Consider the following 19,518-nt stretch of genomic DNA (forward strand, 5'->3'; position numbering starts at 1 on the left):
GATTAAGAAAATCAAACAAATATAGTATTTCTGCCATTATTGTAAAATTTTCTGCAGTAACAGTCTCTAAAAAATAATTAATCTTTTGGGACTCTTAAATAAAAAATTTTCGGCCTTCTTTTTTGAGATTTTTAAAAACAAACGAGAGTTCTTTTATGAAAATATCATTAAACTTTTTTTGATTTGAAGCACGAATATGATTCCGAAATACTATATTCGATTTTAGATCTAAATCTAATTATATGTTTTTGAACACCTTTAAGAACCTGATTTTGTTTTTATTTGTTATAACAACAGCCTCTTGTAGAAATCAGGATGCTAAAGACAAAAATGTTGGTGCACAAAATTCAGAGCCCCTGCATGACCCTATAGTTTTAGGTGCCAACAGGACTGAAGCTTACCTGCCACAGTTGGAAAATAGAAAAGTAGGAATCATTGGCAATAATACAACGGTAATAAAAAAATCTCTGTCGAAATCTCCAGAAATAGAAGAGCAAGAGAAATATACACATCTCGTCGATTCTCTGGTTTCTCTCAATGTGAACGTGGTGAAGGTATTTGCACCAGAACATGGCTTTAGAGGGGTTGAACCGGCCGGCGCGAAAATAACTGACGGGGTGGATTCTAAAACTGGTCTCCCTTTATTGTCATTGTATGGCAGCAATACGAAACCTTCTGACGAACAACTTGAGGATGTGGATGTTCTTATATTTGACATTCAGGACGTGGGGACCAGGTTCTACACCTACATTTCCACACTTCACCTCGTGATGGAAGCCGCGGCTGAAAATAAAATTCCTATCATCGTTCTTGACCGGCCTAACCCAAATGGCAGTTACATTGATGGACCTATACTAGAGGCTGCCCATCAAAGCTTTGTTGGTATGGACCCTGTCCCCGTAGTTCACGGCCTGACGATTGGCGAGTACGCCCAAATGTTAAATGGAGAGAAATGGATGAATAATGGTATTCAGGCAGACCTTACAGTCGTAGAAATGGAAAACTATAATCATAACCTACAATACGCACCGCCTTTCAAACCTTCTCCCAATTTACCTAATGCAACAGCTATTAATCTTTATCCCAGCCTATGCTTTTTTGAAGGGACTAACGTGAATGCGGGAAGGGGAACTTCGAATCAGTTCCAAGTATTTGGTTCCCCTTTTTTAAATCCTGAGGTATATGATTATACCTATGTACCCCGACCAAATGAAGGTGCAAATGACCCAAAACACAATGGCGTCACCGTCTATGGTAAAAATTTGACAGATCATCCAAGTATTAACGAAATTAATCTGGACTGGTTGATCAATGCCTATAATAATACTTCAAATAAAGAAGATTTCTTCAGGGAAGGCTTCTTTACTAAGTTGGCCGGAACGAAAAAGCTGCAGGAACAAATAGAATCCGGAATGACTTCACAGGAAATAAAAGCTACCTGGAAAGAAGGTCTGAAAGATTATGCTCAAATTCGTGAGAAATACCGGATCTATGAATAGATTTCAATGACTTTTCCGCGCATCGGAGAAGTTCTATTATAAGAGCAGGTAAAGTATATAAGGCGCCGAAAAAGCCGTGATAATTCCGTTTAAGCACATGGCAATTCCACTATAGACTCCCGAAGTTTTTCCTTCCTGTAGCGCACGGGCTGTACCAATCCCGTGAGCAGCTGTTCCAAGGGCTGCACCTATTGCTCTTTTATCTGTTATTCCTAATTTCCTAAGAAATATGGGGCCAATGACATTCCCGAAAACCCCAACTGCAATCACAATTCCGGCAGTGATATCAGGTATACCTCCAATTGTTTTGGTGATTTCAATAGCAATGGGGGTAGTCACAGATTTTGATGCTAAAGATTTTATGAGGAATAGGGGCATTTCCAGGAGGAGCAGAAACAAAACCACACTCACAATTCCACAACTCCCCCCTATAATTACAGAAATAGAGAATAATTTCAAATCCCGCCGAAGCTCTTCATATTTTTCATAAAAAAACGCTCCAAGTGCAACCACTGCGGGACCTAGAAAATAGGTGAGGTACTTACCTCCTGCGTTATAATTTTCAAACCTTACATTAAAAATTTTGAGGAAGAGAATGATTCCCACAACAGTTAGTAACACGGGGTTCAGAAAAAACAGGCGCAGCTTCCCAAGCTTTCCGCACAGAAGATAAAACAATATGGTAATTCCTATTCCGAAGATTGGTAACTGCAAAAAGTTGTTCATTTTCCGAATTTTTGGAGAATGATCGCAGTGACATATAAAGTCAAAAGTGTACTGGCTATAATTGCTATTGAAATGGGAAGCCAGTAATCTCTAATGAGGTCAAAATAGACCATAAGTCCCACTCCATACGGAATGAAAAACAAAACTAAAAATTCCAGAAGTTTATCTGAAGCAGGTTTGATCTTATCAAGATTAATCCATTTCTGCTTAAGGGCGATAAACAGAAAGAGCATACCAATAATATTCCCGGAAATTGGTAGTTTAAAAACAAATCTCACTAACTCACCTATTCCAAGAAAAACCAGAATATAAAGAAATGCTTTTAGCCTTTTCAATGACACCAGGTCTTCTATATAGTGTCTAATGTTGTTCAAAAATTTGTACCTGCTCAATGGAAAAAATTTTATTCCTTTTTATAAAGTGCGTGGACAATAATACTTCCCAACCAGGAATCTATTGCCAATCCTTTTTCTATTGCTCCTTTATTGCATCGTAAAGCACCTGGTGGATCTCTGTCCTGGTATTGAGAGAATACAGCCGGTGGTTGTCTCTGGTGGGATGAACTCTGTTGGAAAGAAACAGGTACAATAAATCTGTTTCGGGATCCATCCATACCATTATACCTGTAAAACCGGTGTGGCCAAAACTTGCCGCCGATGCATCCTGTGCGGTATTTCTACTTTCTCCTTCCTCGTTATAATAAGGTTTATCAAATCCAAGGGCGCGATGGTTATCTGAATCCGTAAAGGTTCGTGCGGTAAATTTTTGAAGTGTTTCTTCTTCCAGATATCGCTTTCCGCCGTATTCACCCCCATCAAGGTACATTTGTAACAGCTTCGCAAGGTCATTGGCGTTGGCAAATAGGCCTGCATGCCCGGAGACACCTCCCATCATAATCGCTCCTTCGTCGTGTACCGTACCGTGAATAGGTTCCTGTCTAAAAAGAAAGTCATGCTCTGTAGGCACAATTTTATATGGAGGCAACTGCGGATTAAAACCCACAGAACTGGCTCCTAAAGCATCATAGAAATTTTCCTGAAGAAATTCCGGAAATGAAAGATCTGTTCGACTTTCCACTACCCTGGGCGCAAGAATAAAAAAGAAATCTGAATATCGATATTCCTTCTTCTCCCTCAAAGGAGAATCTCTAATTGCTTTCACAATTTTGTCGGGATAATCCTTCTGCAGGTACATCCCTTCACTGATCTTTATCGGGTAATCTTCTGAAGCAGTACTCTTGATAGTCCTACGTTTAAAGCTGCCGTCCTCTTTCAGAATGTTTCGCCAGAAGGGAATCCAGGGCTGGAATCTGGCCTGGTGCGTAAGTATATCTGAAAAAGGAATATCGGCCTTATTTGATCTTCTGAATGATGGAAGGTGATCGGCCAGTGTTCCGTCCAGTTCAAATTTCCCCTCCTCATACAATTTCATAAGCGCTGCCATGGAAGCTGAAATTTTTGTTACTGAAGCCAGGTCATAAATATCATCTTTTTTAACTTGTATGGTATCAAAGTAAGTATGTTCCCCATAAGCTTTATGAAAAATTACTTTCCTGTCCCTCGCCACAAGGATCTGTGCTCCCGGAGTGGCTTTCATTTGCATTGCCAGGTTCATCAGGGAATCGATACGCTTGTTGAGGATCTCAGAATCCATTCCTGCAGCTTCGGGTAGAGTATAACTAAACCGGATTTCTCCCTTCAATTCCATACCTTCCCCCGCTTTAAACTTTTCTCCCACACTTACCGGAAGTTTTCCATTGGCGCCTATACCGCCAAATATGAGTTGAGCCGCAACTTCCTGGGTTTCCTTACTATCCTGGTAAGCAACAACAAGACCTGCCGCCTCTTCGATCCCTTCTATTTTATCCATCACATAAGGATTCTTGAAAAAGGCAAAAATCGCGTTGTCTTTTTCCGCAAGTTCTTCTATCAGCAGCAGCACATTTTGATTTAGCCGTAAAGTGTTCCGTGGAAATTTACTCTGGTCATGGATCCCTGCAATTATCAAATCATAATTTTTTAATTGATTTCTAAGGGTTTTAACCATAATTTTTGAAGCGTTTACCGGCAGGTAAAAATGTGTCATTCCCGCATAAAGATCAAGGTTTTCCTGAAAGACTGTTTTATTTCCCATTCCAAAGGATACTGAGGCTATGCGTAGCGTGTCAAGATCCTGTACCGGCAATAGGCCTTCCTTGTTTTTTAATACAGTAAGGGAAGCTTCTGCAAGTCTGCGGTTAAGATACTCAGCTTCGGGAGTATTGAGTTCATCTAAAATATTTTTTACTGGCGTGGGTTCATAATGGTCTAATCCCACCCATTGCTTAACTGCCAGTATCTTTCTTACCCGGGTGTCAATCTCCTTTTGAGAAATTAAACCCTGGTTAACAGCCTTTCTTATTTCGAGTATTGCCCGGGGCACATCTTCTGTAAATTCCAAAAGATCATTCCCGGCGAGAATAGCATCTTTATCCACAACTCCGGGTTCATTGCCTTCGGTCACTCCTTTCATGTTCATTGCGTCTGTCACAATCAGACCTTCAAAACCCAATTGCTCCTTTAACAAACCAGTAATAATAGGTTTGGATAAAGTAGACGGTACTCCTGTAGAATCCAGGGCAGGGATGTTGAGATGCGCTACCATTACGCCGCCTATTCCTGCTTTAAGAATTTCTTTAAAAGGGTAAAGCTCAAGAGAATCGAGCCTTACCGTAGGATGATTTATTTGTGGTAGTGCGTAATGAGAATCTGTATCTGTATCTCCGTGACCCGGGAAGTGTTTTGCAGTGGTGAGTAATTGCTCGTCCTGCATCCCTTTCATGTATGCAGTGGCCTTTCGGGCAACGTTGTATTTATCTTCACCAAAAGAGCGATAATTAATTACCGGGTTGTTAGGGTTATTATTTACATCAACCACCGGGGCAAAATTTAGGTGCAGCCCTGTTCTTTTGATCTGCCTGGCAACTTCGGTTCCAAGTTCATACAATAGATCTTCATCCTGTATTGCGCCTAAAGCCATTTGGAAAGGGTAACTTATGGTATTATCCAACCGCATTCCCAATCCCCATTCGGCATCAATAGCTCCCAGTAAAGGCACTTCTGAAGCCTCCTGATATTCATTCATCAACTTCACCTGACTCGCGGGATCTCCCTGGAAGAAGATAAGTCCGCCAATTTTCTGCTCATTAATGAGCTCAAGGATCTCCTGCCTGTGTTCCTCTCCCCTGTTAGAATAAGCTGCTACCATGATAAGCTGCGCAATACGCTCATCGGGCGTGAGACTTTTCATAATTGAGTCTACCCATTTACTCTTGGTGTATTTTAAAAATGGAGGTTCAGTATTTTGAGCCTGCATTGGCAGGTTTATCATTATTGTAAGTAGTAGAAAAAGGGAAAAGAAATTTCTCATTTTTGAGTATTTATACTATTTATATTTTTGAAGCATACATTTACACCTTGATATAGATTCGTTTTTTATCCATCGAGTAGCCCATAAGCCACATGAAGAGCAAATATGTAACGGCAAAAAGCAGGGATGCATTATATGGATCAAGCCAACTAAGGAAAAAATTATCATATAACCAGCCTTTCATCGAGACACCATCTATCCAGATCACATTCATAAGCATTACGACAAGCCCGGACATGACGAAAATAAATAAAGGGTTCTTTCCAAAAACCTCAAAAAAATAAGTCCAACGCTTTAGCTTTATCACTTCAATTAGCCAGATTAAAATTCCTATAAGCACAAGGCTCCACCCGGTGGTGAGCCCAACATAGGAGCTGGTCCAGAGAGGTTTATTTATAGGAAACACCATATCCCAAACTTCTGCTAATAAAACAGAAATCAAGCCGGCAATTATCAGTTTCATAACCGTAGTGAAGTTGTTACCTGATTTCTGAATAAAAATTCCGGCGAAATATCCTGCGATAACATTTACAATAGCAGGAAGTGTGCTTAAAAGACCTTCAGGATCAAAAGGAAATCCAAAACCCTTCCACAAATTTTCCGAAGGAATAAATAAGAGGTCGAATTTTAAGGCTGCATTTCCTTCTTTAGAATATGGTTCCCCTGTATCTCCAAAATAATACATCAATCCCCAATATAGGAAAAGAATGATTACACATATTATGGCAGATCCCTTCAGCTTAAAATATTTTATAATTAATGAGGCGAAGAAATAGCACAATGCGATACGCTGTAAAACTCCCATAGTACGAAGGCTAGTAAGATCTTTGAGCAGTAATTCCCCGCCAGACCTGTAAACAAAGGGGAAAGCACTTAAAAAAAGACCAATAAAAAATATTAAAAAGGTCCTTTTTAAAATCTTTTTCCAAACGACAGCATCTGGTTGTGCGTCAAATTTTCGCATGCTAAAACTCATGGCATTTCCAACTACAAAGAGAAAGGCAGGAAAAACCAGATCTGTAATGGTGAAGCCATGCCAGGCAGCGTGTCGAAAAGGGGCGTATATTGTACTCCAGCTACCCGGAGTGTTTACCAAAATCATTAAAGCGACCGTAAGTCCACGCAATACATCAAGAGCGAGATACCTTTTCCCTTTACCGGACAATATTGCTTTTGTTTGATTACCCATGCTTATTTCCGAAATACTGCCCATTACTCATAAATTGTCAAAAAACCAATTCAAAAAAAATTTTATAAATAATCCGAATTATTTCCAGATCTAAAAATATAAATTTTTATTAAACAAAATATCTTTTATAAAAATTTAAGTAAAGTTCTTGGCGGTATTCTCTTTTTGTCCTATTTTTAGAGCTCATAAACCAGAACCGTATTAAAAGCGGCTAGAAAATAATGGATATTCAAAAACTACTCCTTAAAACCGAGCAGCTCAAAACTAGCAGTAATGTAGAGCAAAAAAAGCACCTGCAAAAGATAAAAATCATTGAGAACCTTTATTTCCAGGGTCCAAAAACGAATACAGATATCTGTGAACAATTTGGTATTAGTTCACCAACGTCCATAAGGCTACTTAACCAGTTAATAGATGAAGACTGGATAAAGAAAGAAGGGCAAGGAAAATCTGCCGGGGGAAGGAAACCAGATCTTTACAGGCTTAAAGAGGATAGCTTTTATGTGATGGGTATACAACTGGAGCGGTCTAGGATCAAAATGGCCATTTTTGACAATCATAATAAAAAAGTGGCCGAATTTGAAGGTTTGTTTCAGCTGGAGAATGAGAATGGCCTCGTGGATCACCTTTTTGAGGAAGCAAGTGAACTTTTAAAAAGTTCCAAAATTAATTTGGAAAAGCTTCTGGGAATTGGGGTTAGCATGCCCGGACTTGTTTCTTCTCAGGAAGGAAAGAATTTCACTTATTTTATCAAGGAGGAAGAATCGGAATCCCTGGAAATTATCCTTAAGCGAAAGTTTCAAAAACCGGTCTTTATTCTCAATGATGCAAAGAGTGCCTGTTTGGCCGAATTAAATTTTGGGCTGGCAAGTAAAAAAGAAAATGTGCTGGTCATTTCAATGGATTGGGGAATAGGTCTAGGGATAATCATAGACGGGAAGGTTTATCAGGGCTCCACAGGTTTTGCGGGAGAATTTGGACATATCCCGATGGTAGATGATGGTCTTCTTTGTCACTGTGGAAAAAGAGGATGTCTTGAGACAGTATCTTCGGGGCTAGCACTAACCAGAATGGCTCAGGAGGGTATCAAGGCAGGAGAAAGTACCAGTTTAAGCCTTTTATCCAGGAAAGAAATTGAAGGCCTGCAGCCACGAACTATTATTGAGGCTGCAAACATGGGCGATCAATTCTCTATTAATATCCTGTCGAAACTGGGGATCAACCTTGGAAAGGGTCTGGCGATTCTCATTCAGATTTTTAACCCGGAACTGATTATCCTTGAAGGAAGATTTTCACGCGCAAAACAATTCATTACTGTTCCTATTCAGCAGTCTATAAACACCTACTGCATGGCTCAACTAAGAGCCAAAACAAGGATTTCACTTTCTAATCTGGGAGAAGATTCGGTTTTATTAGGATCTGTAGCAACAGTGATGGAAAACATCTTTGGGAAACAAATTTCCCTCATAAATAAAAATTGAACTGAAGAAGCATAATAATTATCACCACTACTATAACTATGGCAAGATTAAACCTTCTCGAAGAAACACGTTTCGAAAAAGTACCTGTAACTGTTTATGAAAATGCTCAGATCGCTTCTCTTAAGGTAGCCGACCGTATTGCAAATCTCATAAAGAGAAAGCAGGATCGGGGCGAAATGGCGGTATTGGGTCTGGCAACCGGGGCCACTCCTGTGCAGGTTTACGAAGAGCTGGTGCGTCGTCACAAGGAGGACGGCCTTAGCTTTACTAACGTGATTACCTTCAATCTTGATGAATATTATCCTATGAACCCCGATTCAAGGCAGAGCTATGTGACTTTCATGAAGGAGAATCTTTTTGATCATATCGACATCAAAAAAGAGAATATTCACATTCCCGACGGCACCCTTCAAAAAGAAGATATTGCGCCATTTTGTATTGCCTATGAGAATCAAATAGAAGCTCTGGGAGGTCTGGATTTACAGATCCTGGGTATTGGTAGAACAGGTCACATTGGTTTTAATGAACCGGGATCTGCTCCAAACTCGGGTACCAGATTGGTAACTCTGGACGATCTCACAAGGCGGGATGCCTCCAGAGATTTTGGAGGAAAAGAGAATGTCCCTACCAAAGCTATCACCATGGGGATCGGAACAATATTTAAGGCAAGAGAGATCATCCTTATGGCCTGGAACAGGAAAAAGGCAACGATTATAAAAAAGGCCGTAGAAGGAGAAATTTCCGGGGAAGTGCCGGCCACATATCTTCAACTTTCAGAAAATACAGAATTTGTTCTGGATGAAGACGCAGCCGCAGAGTTGACCCGTTTCAATACGCCGTGGCTTGTCAAAGACTGTATTTGGGATGATGATCTTATTAGAAAAGCAGTTATATGGCTTTCACATGAAGTTAAAAAGCCAATCCTTAAACTTACCGATGAGGATTATAACAACCACGGAATGGCTCAGCTGGCCACAGAAAAAGGTCCGGCATATAATATCAATATTAACGTTTTTAATCAGCTACAACATACCATCACCGGATGGCCTGGTGGTAAGCCCAATGCCGATGATTCACAGCGTCCAGAAAGAGCCGAACCCGCTCAAAAGCGTTCCCTCATTTTCTCCCCGCACCCAGACGATGATGTTATTTCAATGGGAGGAACTTTTATAAGACTGGTAGACCAGGGACATGAAGTTCACGTTGCTTATCAAACATCAGGAAATACAGCTGTATGGGATACCGATGTACTGCGATATGTGGAATTTGCTATTGACTTCAATAAAAGTATTGGTGAAGACAGCAGTAAGCTGGAGAGCATCTATGATAAGATGCGGGAGTTTCTTAAGACTAAACAACCAAATCAACTTGACCTTTCAGAAATAAGGGATGTAAAAGGATTTATTAGAAAAACTGAAGCTATTGCCGGGGCTCGTTTTGCAGGATTATCAGATAAGAATATCCATTTCATGGCCCTTCCGTTTTATGAGACAGGAAAGACTATGAAAAATCCTCCAACAGATAAAGATGTTGAAATTACTATGGAACTGCTAAAAGAAATAAAACCTCACCAGGTCTTCGCAGCAGGTGATTTTGCAGATCCACACGGTACGCATCTGGTATGTTTTAATATTGTGTTGGAAGCCATGAGCCGTCTTAATGAGACAGAAGACTGGATCAAGAATACCTGGTTATGGATGTATCGTGGAGCCTGGCATGAATTCGAAACTCATGAGATCCAGATGGCTGTACCTCTTTCTCCTATGGAAGTGCAAAGAAAACGCAACGCTATTTTCCAGCACCAGTCACAAAAAGACAGGCCTGTTTTTCCAGGAGATGATGAAAGAGAATTCTGGCAAAGGGCCGAAGACAGGAATCGCGAAACAGCCAGAGATTATCACAAGTTAGGTTTGGCAAATTATGAGGCTATGGAAGCATTTGTTAAAAGGAAATATTAGATGAGAACCTTTTCAATAGTGTGGGTAGGTGCGTTCGTGTTAGCCATATTGGTTGGCTGCAGCGCCAATCCCTATTCAAAAACCAACCGGGATCATAAAAAACAAGCCCGGGAGTTTGCAAGGGAATTAAAAGCTTTTCCCCAGCAACACCTGGATGATACACTGATCAATTATGGCCCCTACCCTGTAGGCACAACTAATTTTAGCCTGCGCAAACCCAATTACGTGATCCTGCATCACACTGCGCAGAATTCTGTTGAGCATACATTAAACACATTTACACTACCCCGCACTTCAGTTAGTTCTCACTATGTGATTGGAAAGGATGGAGATATCTACCAGATGCTCAACGATTACTACCGTGGCTGGCATGCGGGAGCCGGAAAATGGGGAAATAACACCGACCTTAATTCTTCTTCTATAGGGATTGAGCTTGACAATAACGGTTTTGAACCTTTTGCTGAACTCCAGATGGAAAGCCTTCTGGAACTTCTTAAGGTGTTGAAGGAAAGACATTCCATCCCTACCGCAAATTTTATTGGCCATTCAGATATTGCACCCTCCAGGAAAGTGGATCCCAATCCTACTTTCCCGTGGGGAAGACTGGCCGAAGAAGGTTTCGGCTATTGGTATGATGAAATTGAAGCCAATCCAAAAGTGGTAGGTGATAGTATTGTTCCTTCTGAAGCTATTAGGGAAATTGAAATTGCCGGAAATGAAATTCACCAAGGCGGAAGTGCTTCAGACAGTATTCACCTCACTATAGATCCAAAGCTTGCACTGCGGGTAATTGGATATGATGTGAGCGATCTTGACGCGGCAATCAAAGCCTTTAAATTACACTTTATTCAGAAGGATATAAATTCTGAATTAACAGATGAGGATCTTAAAATCCTGTATAACCTTTATCTCAAATACCTTTAGAAAATGCGACTTCTACCACTCTTTTTCGCCTTTGCAGTTCAACTTCTCCTAAGTCACACCGCAAATGGGCAGGTCGAGGTGGAAGAAATCGATATGATCGCCCGTGAGGAATGGCAGGCAGAACCTCCCAAAATGGAAGTTACGAGGCATATTCCGCGCATGATCACCATTCACCATACAGGAACATTTAAGAATAAAGATCGAAGCATTAAAGAAAAGCTGCAGGCACTTCAAAAATTTTCTTATAGCGAAGGAGCTCTGGGCGACGGAACTCCAAAAAAACCATGGCCGGATGTCCCTTACCATTTCTATATTGCGGTTGATGGCAGTGTAGCTGAAGGTCGGGAATTGCAGTATCAGGGAGATTCAAATACAGATTACGATCTTGACGGTCATGCGCTTATTGTGGTGGAAGGAAACTTCAATGAGGAAAAAATAAATGAAGCCCAGGTAGATAAGCTTGAAAAACTGGTGCTGGCTTTAGCTGAAAAGTATAAGGTCACTGCAGAAGCTGTCTCCGGACATAAAGACCAGGCCAAAACCACCTGCCCCGGTACGGAACTTTACCGCCTGCTGCCAGGAATTCGAAAGAAAGTCGAAGAATTGAATAACCCGCGGGTGAAGATTGGCGCCGAACAACTATTATCACCAGCCTTTGCACATTTGGTGGAAGGAAAACGTGTGGGTCTGGTAACCAATCACACGGGGATATTGCCCGATGGCACTCACCTCATCGACCTGCTAAACAACAACCCGCATGTTGATCTTAAGTTGCTCTTTGGACCCGAACATGGTTTAAGAGGCGAAGAAGACACTCATGTTGCCGATGAAACAGATCAAAAAACTAAACTCCCTATTATTTCTCTTTACGGAAAAACACGAAAACCCACTCCCGAAATGCTGGAACAAGTGGATGTGCTGGTTTTTGATATTCAGGATGTTGGAGCACGCTATTACACTTATATCAAGACTATGCTCCAGGTGCAGGAAGCAGCCGCCGAAAATAATATTCCTTTTATTGTACTGGATCGTCCTAACGCTCTTTCTGCTAATTATGTGGATGGCCCGGTGGGAAGAGCATTAGATCCGGAAACTGGAGTAGGAGTAATTCCTGTTACTCACGGTATGACAGTTGGGGAACTTGCATTGATGTACAATGGTGAAAGAGAACAAAAACGACTTAAAAAGGCAGATTTGACTGTGATTCCAGTGCAGAATTACAAAAGACATCATTGGTATGATGAAACGGGACTTCCCTGGATCAAACCTTCTCCCAACATGCTCAGCCTCCAGACAGCGATAGTTTATCCCGCTACCTGTCTCCTCGAAGGCACAAATTATTCTGAGGCAAGAGGAACTATGTATCCTTTCGAACATTTTGGTGCCCCATGGGTAAAAGGGCACGAATTAGCTGACCAACTCAACAGTTATAAAATGGAAGGTGTGGAATTCCGTCCGGTTACTTTTGTTCCTGATAGTATTGTGGATGGTATTAAGATTTATCCTCCAAAATTTTTAGGCGAGCAGGTGAATGGAGTGAAAATGATGGTTACTGATCGTGACAAATTCCAATCGGCTGAGGCCGGGATCTACATTCTTCATGCATTGAAAACCCTTTATCCTGAAAATTTTAAGTGGCGACAGGCCCGCATCGATGGGCTTTTAGGAACTTCTGAAGTTAGAGAGTTGTTGGATGCAGGAAATTCCCCCGAAGATATTATCTTGAAGTGGAAGACCGACCTCGAAAGCTTCAGGCAAAAAAGAGCCCGGTTTCTCCTATATTAACCTAAAACATACCGGAATGAAAAAGGTCTTTTTCGCAATCCTGTATTTCATAAGCATCACCCTGCAGGCCCAGGAATTTAAATTCGCGTTTGTCACAGATACTCACATTGGTTCTCCAAACGGAGTGGCCGAAGAAGATCTGCAAAGAACGGTAAATGACATCAATGCCCTGGAAGACCTGGATTTCGTTCTGCTCACCGGCGACATTACAGAGATGGGAACCGATGAAGAAATTGAACTGGCAAAACAGATCATTGATCAACTGGATATTCCCTGGTACATTCTTCCCGGCAATCATGACACCGGGTGGTCTGAGTCAGGTGGAGTTAGTTTTATAAGGGAATTCGGCTATGACAAATTCGCTTTTGAACACGAAGGTTATAAATTCATTGGTTGTGCTTCCGGGCCTTACGTAAGAATGTCCGACGGTCATATTCCGAGGGATGCGATCGTATGGCTGGATGAGGTGCTTGCAGCAACTCCTAAAGAACAACCCATAATTTTTGTTAATCATTATCCACTGGACAATAGTCTAGACAACTGGTATGAAGCTACAGAACGGCTAAAAAATTACAACACCCAATTTGCCATTTGTGGTCACGGCCATAGAAACAAGGCTATGGATTTTGAAGGAATTCCCGGCAGCATGGGAAGATCCAACTTGCGTGCAGGCGACTCAGTTGGCGGATATAATATCGTAGAAATAACTCCCGAAAATGCCATTTTTAGAGAGCGTACGCCGGGAGGAGAAACTGCAGAAGCCTGGAGAAAAATTACGTTGGGAAAAAGAAATTTTGAAAATGACAGCATCTACGAAAGACCTTCCTATGCAGTAAACGATTCTTTCTCTCAAGTTGAAAAGAAATGGGAATATCATTCAAATGCTAATGTGATCTCCACTCCGGCTTATGTTGACGAATTGATAATTTTCGGTAACAGCACTGGCCTGGTGGAGGCGCTTTCCTCAGAGTCAGGAGAAGTTGTTTGGACTTATGAAACTCAAGGTGGGATATTTTCTTCTCCTGCCACGTTTAAAAATTCGGTAATCCTTGGGTCGGGGGATGGAAATATCTATTCCTTTGATGCAGCTACAGGAAAATTAAATTGGAAAACAGAAACAGAGCATTCTGTATTAGGATCTCCGGTAGTTCAGGACAGCATCGTGTATATAGGTGGAAGTGACGGAAAATTCCGCGCTCTTGATGCTGAAACCGGCAGTGAAAAATGGACTTTCAAAGGCCTTGAAGGACCTGTAGTTTCTACTCCACTTTTATATGAAGATCAGGTCATCTTTGGAGCATGGGATAGACATCTCTATGCACTGGATAAAGAAACCGGAAGTCTAAAGTGGAAGTGGAACAACGAATCTCCTAACCGCATGTTCTCACCTGCCATGGTTATCCCTGTCGCTAATGAAGATGTGGTCTATATAGTGGCACCGGACAGATATCTTTCTGCCATCGATGCCAAAACAGGAGAATCCCTCTGGAGAACAAATGAAGCTACCGTAAGAGAATCCCTCGGAATTTCTGAAGACGGAAACCGGCTATTTGGTAAAACCATGAACGATGAAGTGGTAATCTTTGAGACCAACAAAAAGGAGCCAAAAATACTGAAAAGGATCAACAGTAATTTCGGTTACGATCACGTGCCTTCCATGCTGTATGAGCAGGACGGGCAGGTACTTTTCGGCACCAGGAATGGAGTGATATACAGCATTGATCCGGCAACCGAAAAGATAAATTGGAAATTCAAGATTGACCATTCAATGGTCAATACCATAAGGATTATTGACAGCAATAGTTTAGTCGCTTCCACAATGGACGGTAAAGTGATACTTTTAACCTGGAAATAGTAAATTATGTACAAAAGAGTCTTTCATCTTCTCCTTTTCTTCTCGTTAGGAATAAATTGGTCTTTTGCACAGGAGATCAATATCCAATGGCAGCCGAGAGAAGACCTCAACATCCTGCTACCGGCTTCGGTGCAGGTTTATGATGGCTTCGGAAGTTTGGTAGATGGCGAACCTGTAAGAGGAGTTTATGCAAAAATTGACCTGGCTGATAAAAACCTGAAGTTAAGAGCCATTGGCAGCAACACCCATCGCGAAACCACAGAAGAAACTCACCTTCGAAATAATGGAATTCTCTCCATCAACGGCGGATACTTTGCCGCAACCTCTTCTGTAAGCCTTTTAATCTCTGACGGCGAACTGGTTGCTTCCGGAAATGCCGTAGACGTTCCCAGAGGAGCTTTTGGGATGATTAATGGAAATCCCGAGATCACCTGGACAGGAACTTCAGAAGATAATAATGTTCTGATTAACTACGAGACACCCGGAGCAAAAAACGGACAATCTTATTCCGCAGCTCAGGCTGTAGGTGGTGGACCTGTTCTCTTGACGAATGGAGAAATTAATGTTACTGCTAAAGAGGAAGGTTTCGGAGGCAGTCATGTGATGCGGCATCCCAGGACAGCAATTGGGTACGACGCCAATGGAAATTTGATCATGATGGTCATTGACGGCAGACAAAAAGCCAGTGCAGGAGTAACATTACCCGAACTTGCTTTTCTCATGCAAACGGCGGGAGCCAAAGAGGCGCTGAATCTGGATGGTGGCGGCTCTTCAGCAATGATAGCTGCCAGTGAGGTGGTGAACATACCTACGGACATTCCCGGCGGAAACCGCAACAGTCTCAGAAATAATGCAAGTGCCCTCGTACTTTCAGAATATATTCCTTCCGAAGGAAAAGAAGTGGTTTATTATGATACTTCAGATGATAATTATAAAGAATATGGGCTTTGGAAGAACTCTAATTCAGTAAATTATTACGGTGATACTCCCTCCCGCAGTACATCCGCAGGGCAATTTTATAACAGAGCGATCTATAAATTCAAGGATCTTCCGCAGAAAAATTATCAGGTGGCGGCATGGTGGGCAGTAAACGATGATCAAAATACTTCAAAGGCGGCTTACGTGGTGCATAGGTACAAAAGTAGTGACACCATTTACGTGGACCAGAGCAACCTGCATACCGATGGAAAATGGAACATTCTGGGTAACTTTAATGTCGGCCCCCGGGATTCTTTGGAGATCCTAGGAGGCGGTCAGGATGGCAATTTGGTAACAGATGCCATCAGGCTCGTGCCAACACAAAATTCACCACAACTTCCTGTGCGTGGAGATGTGAGGATTGCAGTGATTAGCGATTTGAATTCAGGATTGGGAGCTGCAAAATACGAGTGGCAGGTAGATAGCATAATTAAAAGGATTCCGCGCTTGTGGAAGCCCGATCTTGTAGTAAGTGGCGGGGATATGGTGGCGGGAATGGGCATTGATGATACCCTGACGTTACAAAAGATGTGGGCGGGCTTTGATGAACATATTGCCACACCTCTCAAAAATGCCAATATTCCGTTTGCTTTTACGCTTGGGAATCATGACGGCCCCCGCTCTTATGAACTGGAAAGAAAAATGACCGCTCAATATTGGAATGAAAATTTGCCAGACCTCAATTTCGTTGACAGCACACATTTTCCACACTATTACTCCTTCGTGCAGGATGGTATATTTTTCGTTTCCTGGGACGCCTCTTCTTCAGAAATAACTTCTGAGAATTTAAAATGGATGGAGGAGCAGTTTCGCACTCCTGAAGCAAAGAATGCCGACTATAGATTCGTGTTGGGTCATATGCCGCTTTACAGTGTGGCGCAGGAAAGAGACTCTAGAGGAAATGTTTTACAGGAGCCGGAAAAACTACGTAAGCTGCTGGAACAAAACAATGTCCATACCTATATAAGCGGGCACCAGCACGCCTTTTATCCAGGAAAAAGAGGATATCTTAAGCTACTCAACACCGGTGCGGCAGGCTCAGGTCCCCGTGGCTGGCTCACCTTAGAGGATCCGCCGGTAAATACGGTGACAATTATGGATATTTTTAAGGATAAAGATTCCATCGCCTACACCACTTATGAGATCAAGACGAAGGATGCGGGAGATATGAAACTGTTTGATGAAAGCAGATTACCATCTTCGGTCTTTGGAGTCAATGGACATATTTTAAGACAGGATATTCCTGTTATTACTGAAGCCAGTGGCACTTTCAATCCGGTTAACGATAAGGAAAAAGGCAGCGGTACTTTAAAAGCAGAAATCAAAGACGGAAAGCTCATTTTTAAAGGTAAATTGGGTGAGCTCTCAGGAAAACCCTTGGATGCAGGCCTCTATAAAGGCAGAAATACAGAATCTGGTGAATTTCTTACTTCCTTAAATCTAAAATCAAGGCGAAGAACTGGGACCCTTACCGGAAGTTTTACTTCAAACAGGGATCTAAAGGAATTTTTATCGGCAGGTGCTTTGCATGTAATTGTAAGGACAAAGGCAGGAGAACTCCGTGCGCAGTTATATCCCAAAAACAATAGATTCCCGCCTGCCCCTAATATTATTTCTCATGAAGAAAAGAATATTTACGGAGTACGGGACCTTCAAGCCCTGTACGAGCTTGAATGGGAAAAGGTCAACGATCCCGATGGGGATTTTGTCTCTTATCAATATGAACTGGCTACAGACAGGGACTTCAAAAATGTCATTTTCAAGGAGCTTTCCGGGCGCAGCAACAGCATCAAACTTACAGAAGAGGATTGGTTTAGTTTCCTCGGAAATGCTTCGGAAGGGCAGCCGGTAACTTTTTACCACCGCGTGACAGCAACCGACGGTGAAAACACCACACAAGGACCGGTAACTGCTCTAAGACTGATAAAAAGCACTCAGCCCCTTGACGATTTCATCGAAGTTCCCGCTCCAGAAATAAAATTTACCGGCAAGATCCATGCTTCGGGAGCCGGCTATGGTGCAGAATGGGATAACGAGGGAAAAATTTGGCTGGCCGACTATAATAATGGTTTGATCGTCAAAAACAAGGATGGAAAAGAGGTCTCTTTCTCCCCTTTAACTCATGTAAGCATAAAGGGTCAGGAATTCAGCCTGAGGCCAGTCAACGGCATTGGAGTTGACCTCGACGGAAATATTCTCGTAGGCAGAAACCGTCATCTCCTTAAGATCGACGCCAAAACTGGAAAAGGCATTGCTGCCTGGGAAGTTCCCGAAGGAGAAAGAGCCATTACTGCTCCCCGGGCATCAGCATCGGGAGAAATTTATGCCATGTCACTATTTGGGGATGATCCAAATTATGTGCTCAAGCAGAGCACAGAAGATCCTTCTTCCTTTGAACTGGTAAGAACCCTGGATCTTAACGATCGCATTCTTTCCCGGACTTTTGATATGACAAGGGATGGAAAAATACTTTATTTCCCCGATCCGGGAAGTCCGGTAATCCAAAAATATACTTCAGATGACGGAATTCGTTATCAGCGGGAAAAGGATATCAGCAGTACAGCATCCGGTTCCAGCGCCATCCAGGTAATGGAAGACGGCCGGCTCTTTGCTGCAGTGCGGGCAAGTGGCATCTCCCCTTCAACCTTTCATTTTCGGGATGAAAACGAGCAGAGAATGTGGACTGTAGAACTTCCGGAAGTTAATGGTGCAGAACCCCGGGGAATCGGCGTTTCTCCCGATGGTAAGACGCTCATCTTTGGAAGCTGGGATAAAGGAGGAGGATTTTATATATACAAAATGGAGTAAAGAGTTTTGTTTATTGTTTGTAGTTTAAAATGAAAGCTTTATCCCTCACTCTATCTTTTATTTTTCTACTGATCTTCACATCAACTGTCAGGTGTCAGGAGATCCGGGAGGACCGTAATATTATAAGGGTGCTTACCTATAACATCCTGCATGGAGCGACTACAAAAAGAGACAATGATCTGGATATAGTAGCTAAAGTAATCAACGATCTTAAACCCGATCTTGTGGCACTTCAGGAAGTGGATTTAAGAACAAATAGGGCGCAGAAGCGGGATATCAATACAGAACTGGCGCTAAAAACCGGTATGTCTTCCATTTTCGCCAAAGCAGTGGATTTTGACGGAGGAGAATATGGACAGTCGCTGTTTTCCAGATGGACCTTTCTAAAAACAGGGAAGATCGAGCTGCCCGGCTCTCCAGACAAAGAGCCGCGGATCGCCGCTACAGCCACCATCATCCTTCCTGCAGGAGATACCATAAGGTTACTTGGTACGCATATGGATCACCTTGAAAAAAGCCCCGACAGATTAGCCCAGGCAAGAAAGATCAATTCCTTTATAGAAAAAAATACAATTCCTACCATCCTGGCAGGAGATCTGAATGATGTACCGGGCAGTGAGGCTATCGGGATATTGGAATCCATGTGGATTTCCACTTATGACAAAGTAGCTCCCGAACCCACTTTCCCTTCCAATGCTCCCGAGAAAAAGATCGATTACATTATGTTCTACCCTGCAAACCGCTGGAAGATCCTGGAGAAAGAAGTGCTTTGCCACAAGATAGCATCAGATCATTGTGCCTATTTTGTGGTACTGGAATTACTGGCTGAGAAACGATTTTAAATTCTTTCTCTAAATTTTAATTTGAAAGATTGGGATAATGTCCTTTTTTATATATATCCTGTACC

Annotated in this window: 12 protein-coding genes; 8 read left to right on the forward strand and 4 right to left on the reverse strand. The window is 42.1% G+C overall.

Annotated elements, in window-relative coordinates:
* Nucleotides 1-242: 242 nt before the first annotated feature.
* Nucleotides 243-1,499: an exo-beta-N-acetylmuramidase NamZ family protein gene (locus H148_RS0107445; protein WP_029034241.1), complete on the forward strand. Its 1,257-nt coding sequence runs from the start codon at nt 243-245 to the stop codon at nt 1,497-1,499.
* A gap of 36 nt (nt 1,500-1,535) precedes the next feature.
* On the opposite strand, the gene H148_RS0107450 is transcribed toward H148_RS0107445, so the two are convergent.
* From H148_RS0107450 to H148_RS0107465, 4 genes are all read right to left on the reverse strand, one after another.
* Nucleotides 1,536-2,225: an LrgB family protein gene (locus H148_RS0107450; RefSeq protein ID WP_029034242.1), complete on the reverse strand. Its 690-nt coding sequence runs from the start codon at nt 2,223-2,225 to the stop codon at nt 1,536-1,538.
* Entirely contained in the window at nt 2,222-2,617 is a 396-nt protein-coding gene (locus tag H148_RS0107455; RefSeq protein ID WP_245583398.1) for a CidA/LrgA family protein, read from the reverse strand. The genes H148_RS0107450 and H148_RS0107455 overlap by 4 nt, the downstream gene beginning before the upstream one ends.
* Nucleotides 2,618-2,696: 79 nt before the next feature.
* A complete protein-coding gene (locus tag H148_RS0107460; protein ID WP_029034244.1) occupies nt 2,697-5,633 on the reverse strand; it encodes a serine hydrolase domain-containing protein in 2,937 nt (978 codons plus the stop codon).
* 40 nt (nt 5,634-5,673) lie between these two features.
* Entirely contained in the window at nt 5,674-6,846 is a 1,173-nt protein-coding gene (locus H148_RS0107465; protein ID WP_245583399.1) for an acyltransferase family protein, read from the reverse strand.
* A gap of 197 nt (nt 6,847-7,043) precedes the next feature.
* Between H148_RS0107465 and H148_RS0107470 the strand changes: the two genes are divergently transcribed.
* From H148_RS0107470 to H148_RS0107500, 7 genes are read left to right on the forward strand one after another with little or no spacing between them, the layout of a single operon-like run.
* Entirely contained in the window at nt 7,044-8,303 is a 1,260-nt protein-coding gene (locus tag H148_RS0107470) for an ROK family protein (RefSeq protein ID WP_029034246.1), read from the forward strand.
* Between the two features lie 38 nt (nt 8,304-8,341).
* On the forward strand, nt 8,342-10,261 hold the full coding sequence (gene nagB, locus H148_RS0107475) for a glucosamine-6-phosphate deaminase (protein WP_029034247.1): 1,920 nt from the start codon (nt 8,342-8,344) through the stop codon (nt 10,259-10,261).
* Nucleotides 10,262-11,185, forward strand: coding sequence for an N-acetylmuramoyl-L-alanine amidase (locus H148_RS0107480; RefSeq protein WP_037324812.1), 924 nt, complete (start codon nt 10,262-10,264; stop codon nt 11,183-11,185).
* Nucleotides 11,186-11,188: 3 nt separating this feature from the next.
* Nucleotides 11,189-12,970, forward strand: coding sequence for an exo-beta-N-acetylmuramidase NamZ domain-containing protein (locus tag H148_RS17450; protein ID WP_051286289.1), 1,782 nt, complete (start codon nt 11,189-11,191; stop codon nt 12,968-12,970).
* Nucleotides 12,971-12,986: 16 nt separating this feature from the next.
* Complete coding sequence (locus H148_RS0107490) at nt 12,987-14,825, forward strand: outer membrane protein assembly factor BamB family protein (RefSeq protein ID WP_029034249.1); 1,839 nt, start codon at nt 12,987-12,989, stop codon at nt 14,823-14,825.
* 6 nt (nt 14,826-14,831) lie between these two features.
* Nucleotides 14,832-18,611, forward strand: coding sequence for a phosphodiester glycosidase family protein (locus H148_RS18320; protein ID WP_051286290.1), 3,780 nt, complete (start codon nt 14,832-14,834; stop codon nt 18,609-18,611).
* A gap of 29 nt (nt 18,612-18,640) precedes the next feature.
* The gene (locus H148_RS0107500; RefSeq protein WP_037324815.1) at nt 18,641-19,453 is read left to right on the forward strand and encodes an endonuclease/exonuclease/phosphatase family protein; all 813 of its coding nucleotides are present in this window, start codon (nt 18,641-18,643) and stop codon (nt 19,451-19,453) included.
* The last annotated feature ends 65 nt before the right edge of the window (nt 19,454-19,518 follow it).

Origin of the sequence: Salinimicrobium terrae DSM 17865, from assembly GCF_000424665.1 — a bacterium.
GTDB lineage: Bacteria > Bacteroidota > Bacteroidia > Flavobacteriales > Flavobacteriaceae > Salinimicrobium > Salinimicrobium terrae.